This is a genomic window from Nostoc sp. CHAB 5715 (assembly GCF_020829685.1).
Taxonomy (GTDB): Bacteria; Cyanobacteriota; Cyanobacteriia; order Cyanobacteriales; family Nostocaceae; genus Nostoc.
The window spans coordinates 1-9,569 of sequence record NZ_JAIVFR010000180.1; the positions used below are offsets into that span (position 1 = coordinate 1).

At 43.5% G+C, this 9,569-nt stretch carries 11 protein-coding genes; 6 read left to right on the forward strand and 5 right to left on the reverse strand.

Features of this window, described 5'->3' with window-relative positions; translation table 11 throughout:
- The 3 genes from LC574_RS12125 to fabI all read right to left on the reverse strand — a co-directional run.
- Nucleotides 1-835, reverse strand: an 835-nt coding sequence (locus tag LC574_RS12125) for an ABC transporter ATP-binding protein (RefSeq protein ID WP_229453749.1), incomplete at its 3' end; no start/stop codon positions are given.
- A 233-nt stretch (nucleotides 836-1,068) separates the two neighbouring features.
- Complete coding sequence (gene hisB, locus LC574_RS12130) at nucleotides 1,069-1,704, reverse strand: imidazoleglycerol-phosphate dehydratase HisB (RefSeq protein ID WP_229453758.1); 636 nt, start codon at nucleotides 1,702-1,704, stop codon at nucleotides 1,069-1,071.
- Nucleotides 1,705-1,923: 219 nt separating this feature from the next.
- Nucleotides 1,924-2,700 carry an enoyl-ACP reductase FabI gene (fabI, locus tag LC574_RS12135; protein WP_229453750.1) on the reverse strand — a complete coding sequence of 259 codons (777 nt, stop codon included), beginning with the start codon at nucleotides 2,698-2,700 and terminating at the stop codon, nucleotides 1,924-1,926.
- Between the two features lie 381 nt (nucleotides 2,701-3,081).
- Between fabI and ntcA the strand changes: the two genes are divergently transcribed.
- The 4 genes from ntcA to LC574_RS12155 all read left to right on the forward strand — a co-directional run bounded on the left by ntcA (nucleotide 3,082) and on the right by LC574_RS12155 (nucleotide 6,480).
- Nucleotides 3,082-3,753: a global nitrogen regulator NtcA gene (ntcA, locus tag LC574_RS12140; RefSeq protein ID WP_229453751.1), complete on the forward strand. Its 672-nt coding sequence runs from the start codon at nucleotides 3,082-3,084 to the stop codon at nucleotides 3,751-3,753.
- Between the two features lie 172 nt (nucleotides 3,754-3,925).
- Nucleotides 3,926-5,416: a DUF3084 domain-containing protein gene (locus LC574_RS12145; protein ID WP_229453752.1), complete on the forward strand. Its 1,491-nt coding sequence runs from the start codon at nucleotides 3,926-3,928 to the stop codon at nucleotides 5,414-5,416.
- 108 nt (nucleotides 5,417-5,524) lie between these two features.
- Nucleotides 5,525-5,980, forward strand: a complete 456-nt coding sequence (locus tag LC574_RS12150; RefSeq protein WP_229453753.1) for a Holliday junction resolvase RuvX — start codon at nucleotides 5,525-5,527, stop codon at nucleotides 5,978-5,980.
- Between the two features lie 83 nt (nucleotides 5,981-6,063).
- Nucleotides 6,064-6,480, forward strand: coding sequence for a VOC family protein (locus LC574_RS12155; protein WP_229453754.1), 417 nt, complete (start codon nucleotides 6,064-6,066; stop codon nucleotides 6,478-6,480).
- A 187-nt stretch (nucleotides 6,481-6,667) separates the two neighbouring features.
- On the opposite strand, the gene LC574_RS12160 is transcribed toward LC574_RS12155, so the two are convergent.
- The gene (locus LC574_RS12160) at nucleotides 6,668-6,931 is read right to left on the reverse strand and encodes a DUF3146 family protein (protein ID WP_118171445.1); all 264 of its coding nucleotides are present in this window, start codon (nucleotides 6,929-6,931) and stop codon (nucleotides 6,668-6,670) included.
- A gap of 364 nt (nucleotides 6,932-7,295) precedes the next feature.
- Nucleotides 7,296-7,742 carry a hypothetical protein gene (locus LC574_RS12165; RefSeq protein WP_229453755.1) on the reverse strand — a complete coding sequence of 149 codons (447 nt, stop codon included), beginning with the start codon at nucleotides 7,740-7,742 and terminating at the stop codon, nucleotides 7,296-7,298.
- A 134-nt stretch (nucleotides 7,743-7,876) separates the two neighbouring features.
- On the opposite strand from LC574_RS12165, the gene LC574_RS12170 reads away from it, so the two are divergent.
- Together LC574_RS12170 and LC574_RS12175 are read left to right on the forward strand one after the other, a co-directional pair.
- Nucleotides 7,877-8,080, forward strand: coding sequence for a hypothetical protein (locus tag LC574_RS12170; RefSeq protein ID WP_229453756.1), 204 nt, complete (start codon nucleotides 7,877-7,879; stop codon nucleotides 8,078-8,080).
- A gap of 448 nt (nucleotides 8,081-8,528) precedes the next feature.
- Complete coding sequence (locus LC574_RS12175; RefSeq protein WP_229453757.1) at nucleotides 8,529-9,395, forward strand: aldo/keto reductase; 867 nt, start codon at nucleotides 8,529-8,531, stop codon at nucleotides 9,393-9,395.
- Nucleotides 9,396-9,569: the final 174 nt, after the last annotated feature.

The window sequence follows — 9,569 nt, forward strand, 5'->3', positions numbered from 1 at the left end:
AGGAACCATCAGGTTCAAATCTGAGAGTGGGTATCCATTTTTGAAGAATTTCCCAGTCACCACCTTGACCTTTGACGTGATATGTGTTGTTTCTGCCTAAGAGTTCATTGAGGGAACCAGAGCAAATTAATTCACCTTGAGCGAGGATGGCAATGCGATCGCAAATCTGTTCTACTTCACTAAGAACGTGGCTGTTGAAAAAAATCGTCTTACCAGCGGCTTTTAGCGCCAGGATAATTTCCCGCATTTGGTAGCGTCCCACCGGATCAAGACCAGACATCGGTTCATCCAGAAAAACCAAATCTGGCTCGTTAATTAGCGCCTGTGCCATACCAACACGTTGTAACATTCCTTTAGAATAGCGACGCAGCAGCTTTTTGCGGGCATCGGCTTGGGATAAACCCACTAATTCCAACAGTTGGGGAATGCGTTGGCGTTGGACACTTTGGGGAATTTGGAATAGTCCGGCGGCTAGTTGCAAAAATTCCCAGCCAGTGAGATAGTCATACAAATAGGGATTTTCCGGCAGATAGCCGATATGTTGTTTGATAGTGCGATCGCCTATTGGCTTACCCAATAATAATCCCCGTCCAGAGGTAGGACGAATAATTCCCAGCAACAATTTTAAAAGGGTGGTTTTACCAGCACCGTTTGGCCCCAGCAACCCAAAGGTTTCGCCTTTGTAAACTGTTAAAGAACAGTTTTTGAGAGATACGACTTTTTGATTTAGCCAAAAACCAGTGCGATAGACTTTTCGCAACTCAGAAGTCAGGACTACTGGTGGAGTGTCCGTCCTATTAAGTTGAGAATCAGGGTCATCTGCAACAGACTTCATCTCGGTTCAATTACTAATTACCCAGTAGGCTGATAATAACCATCACAGAGCAGTGTGTCAATTATTGTGAACTGGGGAGTGGGGAGGGGGAGTGGGGAGTGAGGGATGAGGTAGCAGGGGAAGAATAACTATTAATTATTGACTAATGCCCAATACTTCGACTTACCTCGGCTTCGCTCGGCACAAGTCGCTCAGTACAAGTGCCCCATGCCCCATGCCCCATTTGACTCCTTTCATAGAACGCCTTTAGAACTGGGAATTAGACCAGCACGACGAGGGTCGATTTCCACCGCCAGCCGTGTTGCCCTCGCAAAGGCTTTAAATGTAGCTTCAATAATGTGATGGGAATTAATGCCATCCAGTTGCCGAATGTGCAGTGTCATTTGGCTATGATTCACGAGTGCCACAAAAAATTCGCGCACTAGTTGGGTGTCATAGGTTCCTACACGCTGAGTAGGAATTTGTAAGCCGTAGCTGAGGTGAGGGCGTCCAGAAAAGTCTAGCGCTACCTGAACTAAAGCTTCATCCAGTGGCGCAAGAAAATTACCAAAGCGGACAATACCTTTTCTGTCGCCTAGTGCTTGGTTAAAGGCTTGTCCCAAGGTAATACCTACATCTTCGTTGGTGTGATGGTCATCAATTTCCCAGTCCCCCTTGGCTTGGACATCTATATCAATCAGCCCGTGAGAAGCAATTTGATGCAGCATGTGATCCAAAAACGGAATGCCTGTTGCTGCTGTGCAAGTTCCTCTACCATCCAGATTGATAGTAACTTGCACAGCAGTTTCCCCAGTGGTGCGGTGAACAGTGGCAATCCGAGGGGTTTTAGTTGACTGGTCGTAGTTTGAATTAAGTTTGGTGGTTTGCATAGGAATGGGGCATGGGGCATGGGGCATGGGGAATGGGGAATGGGGAATGGGGAATGGGGAATGGGGCATGGGCAAGAATTTTATTAAGCTGTTCCACATTGAAATTGCATAATTAGGGCGGGCAAGATGCCCACCCTACAAGAGTTATATAAATTTTAGATATGCAAACTAGATGTGGTTTAGCTTACTCAATGCCCAATGCCCCATCCCCAAATTATCTTACATTCCCATAATTTCATATCCTGCATCTACATATAGAACTTGTCCGGTAATACCGCTAGACAAATCACTACATAAGAAAGCGGCAGCGTTGCCCACTTCTAGCTGAGTTACGGTGCGTCGTAGGGGAGCTACTTCTTCTACATGATGAATCATATCCAAAATCCCACCTACTGCTGAAGATGCCAAAGTGCGGATGGGGCCTGCGGAGATGGCATTAACGCGGATATTTTGCGACCCTAGTTCAGCAGCCAAGTAACGCACACTCATTTCTAACCCCGCCTTGGCAACTCCCATAACGTTGTAGTTAGGGATTGCTCTGACACCGCCTAAATACGTCAAAGTGACGATACTACCTCCCTCTGTCATCAAAGGTTTAGCTGCACCACTTAACTGCACCAGTGAGTAGGTACTGATTTCTAAGGCGGTGTTGAAGCCAGAACGAGAGGTTTGGCTAAAATCTCCACTCAAATCATCTTTGCTGGCAAAGGCAAGACAATGGATGAGAATGTCTAGCTTTCCCCACTTTTCGCGGATTATCTCAAAGGTAGATTGAATCTGTTGATCATTTTGGACATTACAGGGAAGAAATAAGCTGGGGTTGAGGGGTTCTACTAATTCCGCAACTTTTTTCTCCATCTTGCCGCGTTCATCGGGGAGATAGGTAATACCCAGGTTTGCTCCGGCTTTATGCAGCTGTTGGGCGATGCCCCAGGCGATCGAGCGGTTATTGGCAATTCCTGTAACAAGAGCATTTTTTCCAGTCAGATTTAGCATATAAATTGTTAATGCGATCGATCATCTAGGAGCATACTAGAATCTGAGGCACGTTTTGTCTTTGTTTTATACAGGATTTGCAAAAATGAATATTGGTAAGAGTGTTTGCTGTGACAAAAATCTTGATTTTTCCTAAAGATATTCTCAAAATAACTTTATTTGTTCTTTAAAAAACCCTTTTTAATACAGCTATTGGAAGTACTTATCAACAATTTGTAGCTGAAAGGATCAACAATTATGTATCATTATAAACAAAGAGTTATGAAGAGATTAGTTTGAGTATAGGAAAGTACAGAAAGGTTGACGGTGCTTTATTCATTTTTCAGGTGTATTCTTAGGTAATCAGTTTTTGTTTTTCCGGCATTGGGTAGGGGAAGGGAGATGATCGTGACACAAGATAAAGCCCTAGCAAATGTATTTCGTCAGATGGCGACCGGGGCGTTTCCGCCAGTTGTGGAAACGTTTGAACGCAATAAAACGATCTTTTTTCCTGGCGATCCTGCCGAACGAGTTTATTTTCTTTTGAAAGGTGCTGTTAAACTTTCCAGGGTGTACGAGGCAGGAGAGGAAATAACGGTAGCGCTGCTGCGGGAAAATAGTGTTTTTGGTGTATTGTCATTGCTGACGGGAAATAAGTCGGATAGGTTTTACCATGCGGTTGCATTTACGCCTGCGGAATTACTGTCAGCACCAATTGAACAAGTGGAGGTAGCGCTCAAGGAAAATCCAGAATTATCAATGTTAATGCTGCGAGGTCTGTCTTCGCGCATTTTACAAACGGAGATGATGATTGAAACTCTCGCTCACCGAGATATGGGTTCTAGATTGGTGAGTTTTTTGTTAATTCTTTGTCGGGATTTTGGGGTTCCTTGTGTAGATGGGATCACAATTGATCTGAAGTTATCTCATCAAGCGATCGCAGAAGCAATTGGTTCAACTCGTGTTACTGTTACTAGGCTACTAGGGGATTTGCGTGAAAAAAAGATGATTTCTATCCACAAAAAGAAAATTACTGTGCATAAACCTGTTACCTTAAGTAGGCAATTCACATAAAATCAATTGGAGAAAGGGGAATCGGCGCGTGTTCTATTTTGTTTGAAAAATGACACTAATAGCTAGAGGTAAATCTAAAATTGAGTAATTTCAGCTATTGCCAATTTCCACTTCTTTTCAGACAATGCTTAAAAGTAGTAGGCTGTATCTGGAAGGATTTCGGTAGCTAAAGATGACCACCGGATACATCCTCATCGCAGCAATTTTAATTCTGGGAGGCGTAATTGCAACCGTAGGCGATCGCATCGGCACACGAGTTGGCAAAGCCCGCCTCTCACTTTTTAACCTTCGTCCAAAAAATACTGCTGTACTAGTAACTATTTTTACGGGTGGTTTGATTTCAGCATCAACATTAGGGATTTTATTCGCTGCCGACGAAGGCTTACGAAAGGGAGTCTTTGAATTAGAAGATATTCAAACAGACCTCAGACAGAAGCGGGAACAGCTAAAAACCGCAGAAACTCAGAAAAGTCAGGTAGAGAGTGAGCTAAACCAAGCAAGAATTGCCCAAGCAAAAGCACAACAAGACTTGCAGGTAATTAATCAATATTTGCAGGCGGCGAATGCCAAACAACGCCAAACACAAGCTCAGTTGAACCGCACCATTAGTCAACAAGCTCAAACTCAAACTCAACTCCAACGCACACAAGGTCAGCTAGGACAAGTTGTAACTCAGTACCAAAAAGCTATAGCTGAATTGCAAAGCGTTTACAATCAGAGGAAGGAGCTACAGGCGGCAGTTGAACTACTGAAGACAGAACGTCAACGACTGTATGCTGAAGCTAAAAAAGCTATTGACGAAGCCAAAACAGCGATTGAAAAACGCGATCGCGAACTTGCTAATCGTCAAGAAGCCATAGAAGTGCGCGATCAAAAAATCTCCCAACTCGATCAATTGATTCAAAAGCGTAATGTAGAAGTTGCAGCGCGAGAGCAAGTGATTGCTAAACGGGAATCGCGCCTCAAAGAATTGGAAGCACAACAAGAGCAACTAGAAATGGAAGTTGCAAGGTTGGAAAAATATTATCAGTCCTACCGCGACCTGCGTCTAGGTAAGCTGGCCTTAGTTCGCGGTCAACTTCTGTCTGCTGCTGTGATTCGTGTTACCCAACCTGCTGCTGCTCGTCAGGCAGTGATACAACTTTTACAAGAAGCCAATCGCAACGCTAACCTCGAATTAAGTGAACCTGGGGCAAATACTGCAAATGTAGAGTTAGTGCGCGTGACCCAGGATAGGGTTGACCAATTGAGCAAGCAGATTGGCGATGGTCAAGAATACGTGGTGCGAATTTTCTCGGCTGGTAATTATGTCAGGGGAGAAAAGCAGATAGAATTTTTCGCCGATACAGCCCGCAATCAATTGGTTTTTTCGGGAGGCGCAGTACTGGCCACAACAACTGCTGATTCCAAAATTATGACATCCTATCAGTTACAGCAGCGTCTAGAAATACTGATTTCTGCTTCCCAATTTCGTGCCCGTAATGCCGGAATTGTCGAAAATGTGCAAGTAGAAGGGACTTTTCTGCGCTTTCTCACCCAATTAAGACAGTATAATCAACCATTGGAGATTAAAGCGATCGCAGCAGAGGACACTTATACAGCCGGGCCATTGAGAGTAAAATTAGTGGCAATACTCAACGGACAAATTATTTTTAGTACTTAAAAAGTTATTTGTACACTAAGATTTAAACATATTTGAACAGCACCTAAAATGCTTACTGTAATTGTATTCCTTAATTTTGAATTTTGAATTTTGAATTTTGAATTTATTATGACTTTCCGTGAATTTTCACCAACGCAACCAGTCATATTGGGGTTTGATCCAGGTCGAGATAAGTGTGGTTTAGCGGTGATGGGACTGGATCGACAATTGTATTATCATCAGGTCGTGCTAGCAAAAGAGGCGATCGCTACCATTGAGACACTGCGTCAAAAGTTTCCTATCTCTTTGATGGTGATGGGCGACCAAACTACAGCCAAGCAGTGGAGAGAGAGATTATATCAGGAATTGACAGAACCGCTCAGTATTATTTTAGTGGATGAGCGCTACACAACCTTAGAAGCACGCGATCGCTATTGGCAAATGTTCCCGCCCAAAGGGCTAATAAAGCTATTGCCACAAGGTCTGCGACAGCCACCAAGACCAATAGATGACATTGTTGCCATCCTCTTGATTGAAAGATACTTAAATCGCCTCACTGAATCAGCAATGATGAGTAAGGAGTGAAGGTCAATAGTTAAGAGTTACTAAGCTGCGCCACATCTTGTCTTTTTTGTGTCTGTTGTTCTGCCGTTGAATGAAAAGGTAATATGAACACAAATAATACACATTTTCCCGCTGTTCAGTTTAGAATTGCTAGACCAACCGACAAACTGGCAAAAGTGGTTGAGTTTTACGAGGATGGCTTGGGATTGAGAAAGCTGTACTCGTTTGCAGAGCATGATGGATACGATGGAGTCATGTTTGGATTGCCCAACGCTCAATACCACCTAGAATTTACAACTCATAAAACTGGAAGTACCTGTCTTGCTCCTACAAAAGACAACTTACTGGTACTGTATATCCCCGATCTAGAAAAAATAGCACAAATCAAAAACCGTCTTGCCAGTTTGGGATATCCCGAAGTGGAGCCAGAAAACCCTTATTGGAAAGGCAAAAGCGTAACGATTGAAGACCCTGATGGTTGGCGTGTAGTGCTTTTCAATGGAGAGTTTAAAATCGAGTGAACAGCAGCACAACTCAATTTCTCAAGATGTGTTTTAGCTGATCTTCACAAGTTATAAGTAGTTAGACAGAATTAATTACACAATGTCATTGCGAATGCAGCGAAGCGGAATGAAGCAATCCTAGCCCTTGCGATTGCTTCGCTTCGCTCGCAATGACTGTAAATACTTTTGTCCGATTACTTAACTCCTAAAGTTCTGCTCGAATGGTAAAAGCATAGTCTCCTCCAGGTTCTAGCTGGTAATCTTGTTGCTCCAAAAATCGACCGAGGGGTTCTTTGATTAAGGCGCGACCTTGGGAAGGCTTGACGGCAAGCTCTCCCCGGCGAAAATGCCACTGGAAATGCCACTCAAACTCACCCGCATTCACTTCACCTTCAAGGAAGCCATGTTGCCAGGATTGGCGAGTAATTCTGACATGGGCAATGGTTTCTGGCAGACGTTTTGCACTCACAATGCTTTATGTCAAGTGTGGAATAACAGCCGCTCATATAGGCTGGCTACTTATTTTATTTACCAAACATAGCTTAATTAAACAAACTGACAAAGTGGGTATTTATAGTTGACTAGGTTGTGTTAACGAGCAAAACGACTCCAGTATCCTGAAGTCGCGGCTATAACCCAATAAGGTTTTAAAGTAATGGGCGAATATAATTCGCTACTACACAAACGAAATCCGCCTACACGGAAAGCATGAAAAATCAAAGGCTTGCTAACCCACGGAGGTGGGTTTTGTCTGTGTAGCCGCGACTTCTAGTCGCCAGGGCGAGTAATAAATTAGACTTTACAAACATCCTTTAAGGGCTTGCTTAGTAAGCTTAGTAAGCGGCTATCTCAGCACCAGCATCAATGTAAGGTGTCCTACCAGTGACATCGTGGACACACGTAAGAACCATTGTGGTTGGCTCATTTAAATTAATGAGTGTAACCCCACTGATTGTAGATGCCAAAGATGAACCCGGTTCTACTCCAACTTGTGCTACGTGTCCAGAAAGAATCTGACCTGTTTCTCTGGCGCGGACATAGCATCGCACTGTGTCGCTGGCTCCACCGTTTACAGCTGTAGCTGAATAATTAACTATCCACTGACCACGAGGAAGAGGAATTTCCGCTAGTCTGAGTTCTGCACCTCCAATAGTAGGCAAAAAAAGATTCTGTGTTGTTTTAGCAAAGTATGCTACGTTGATTGCTGTTGCAGGCAGTGTTAAACTGACTACCGATCCAACAATAGCTAACAAAGAACTACCTAATGCTAATGGTTTCATAATTCAATGAATTTTTGGTTAATTACATCAGCTTTATCAACTTTGCAATATAGTGCTAGTAGCTACTTTATACATAATTTATTAGCAAATCTACATAAACACATCTATTTTGAAAATCATACTTTTTAAAAGTAGTGGGAGCATCTTGGCTAGTCGATGCAATGCCATTGCTAGTTGATACAATGCCATTGTCAGTCGATACAATGCCATTGCTAGTTGATACAATGCCATTGTCAGTCGATACAATGCCATTGCTAGTTGATGCAATGCCATTGTCAGTCGATGCAATGCCATTGTTAGTCAATGCAATGCCATTGTCAGTCGATGCAATGCCGTGATATCATATCCGGCCAATTAAGCATAATACCCGGAACCCCACCCCGCCAAAGCTGCGCTTTAGCTCCCCTCCCCTTAGCAAGGGGAGCAGGGTGGTTTCATACAAGCAGAGAAAAACTAAAACTGGGTTTCAAAGCCTCTCCCCCCGTGGGGGAGAGGTTTGGAGAGAGGGAAAAAGCCATGCTACAAAACGAGAAATCAAGACTTATGTATTTTTCTTTTTTCGTATGAAACCACCCTGCCTCCCCTTAGCAAGGGGAGGGGTTGGGGGTGGGGTTCTTATTTTTGATTTATGCAAGAGGTCTAATACCTAACCACCGAGTAGAGTATTGCACTTATGGATTATTCACTGATCACCAAGTCTAAGTACCAGGGAGGATTTATGATCAATCGCTAAAAAAGCTTTGACTAACTGATAGATAATTGGGGCAGAAAGCTATAGCTAGAAGCATGGAAACCAAACAGCTAGGAAAAACTGGTATCTTTGTGAGTGCGATCGCTTTAGGTAGTATGCCTATGTCAATCTCCAATCGCCCTCCCGAATCGGAATCAATCCAAGTTATTCATCGTGCCCTCGATTTGGGTATTACATTTATTGACACTGCCGATTCTTACTGCAAAGATGAGTCAGATAAGCACCACAACGAGCGATTAATTCACAAGGCACTTAGTAGTTACAAAGGCGATGTTAGCCAAGTAATTGTGGCAACTAAAGGCGGGTTGATGCGTCCCAATGGAAGCTGGACAAGTAATGGCAACCCAGAACATCTGCGCCAAACAATTCGAGTCAGTTTTGAGGCGTTGGGTGGTGCTAAACCCATTGATGTTTGGCAATACCATTCTCCTGATAGTAATTACACCATCGAAGAATCCCTTGCACCAGTTAAAGAAGCAGTGGAAGCTGGTTTAATTCGATTTGTGGGAGTTTCTAACTTTTCCGTTGAACAAATTAAGCGGGCGCGGGATGTAGTGGATATTGTCTCGGTGCAGAATCAATACAGCCCTTGGCAACGACAGCCAGAAAATGACGGTGTGTTGAAGTATTGCCAACAGCAAGGATTGACGTTTTTGCCTTGGAGTCCCTTTGGTGGTAGGCGTCGCCATCAAGACTTACAAGATATCCCTGCGATCGCTAACTTAGCTAAAGAAAAAGGCGTTTCAGTATATAATATCGTCTTGGCGTGGTTGCGTTCCAAGTCGCCCGCTATTTTGCCAATTCCTGGTGCTAGCAAGGTTTCTAGCATTGAAGACTCAGCACAAGCTATCAATGTGAAACTATCTGATGAAGAAGTCCAAAAAATTGATCGCGCAACTTAATCATTCCAAGCGATTCTGACTTCGGTGCAATACAGTCTGAACCTCATCCCCAACCCTGATGTATCGAGATGTTTAGTCTCATCCAATACTTTGGGGTTGAATATTATAGTGAGGAAAAGCGATCGCCTGGTCGAGTTTTATCATCATGCTAGCACAATGCAAGCAAAAGGGGAG

Bases quoted from the DNA above. Each gene is read 5' to 3' on its own strand.
- hisB (WP_229453758.1), bottom strand. From the start codon at position 1,704: ATGCAAACCACCAAACTTAATTCAAACTACGACCAGTCAACTAAAACC.
- fabI (WP_229453750.1), bottom strand. From the start codon at position 2,700: ATGCTAAATCTGACTGGAAAAAATGCTCTTGTTACAGGAATTGCCAAT.
- ntcA (WP_229453751.1), top strand. From the start codon at position 3,082: ATGATCGTGACACAAGATAAAGCCCTAGCAAATGTATTTCGTCAGATG.
- LC574_RS12145 (WP_229453752.1), top strand. From the start codon at position 3,926: ATGACCACCGGATACATCCTCATCGCAGCAATTTTAATTCTGGGAGGC.
- LC574_RS12150 (WP_229453753.1), top strand. From the start codon at position 5,525: ATGACTTTCCGTGAATTTTCACCAACGCAACCAGTCATATTGGGGTTT.
- LC574_RS12155 (WP_229453754.1), top strand. From the start codon at position 6,064: ATGAACACAAATAATACACATTTTCCCGCTGTTCAGTTTAGAATTGCT.
- LC574_RS12165 (WP_229453755.1), bottom strand. From the start codon at position 7,742: ATGAAACCATTAGCATTAGGTAGTTCTTTGTTAGCTATTGTTGGATCG.
- LC574_RS12175 (WP_229453757.1), top strand. From the start codon at position 8,529: ATGGAAACCAAACAGCTAGGAAAAACTGGTATCTTTGTGAGTGCGATC.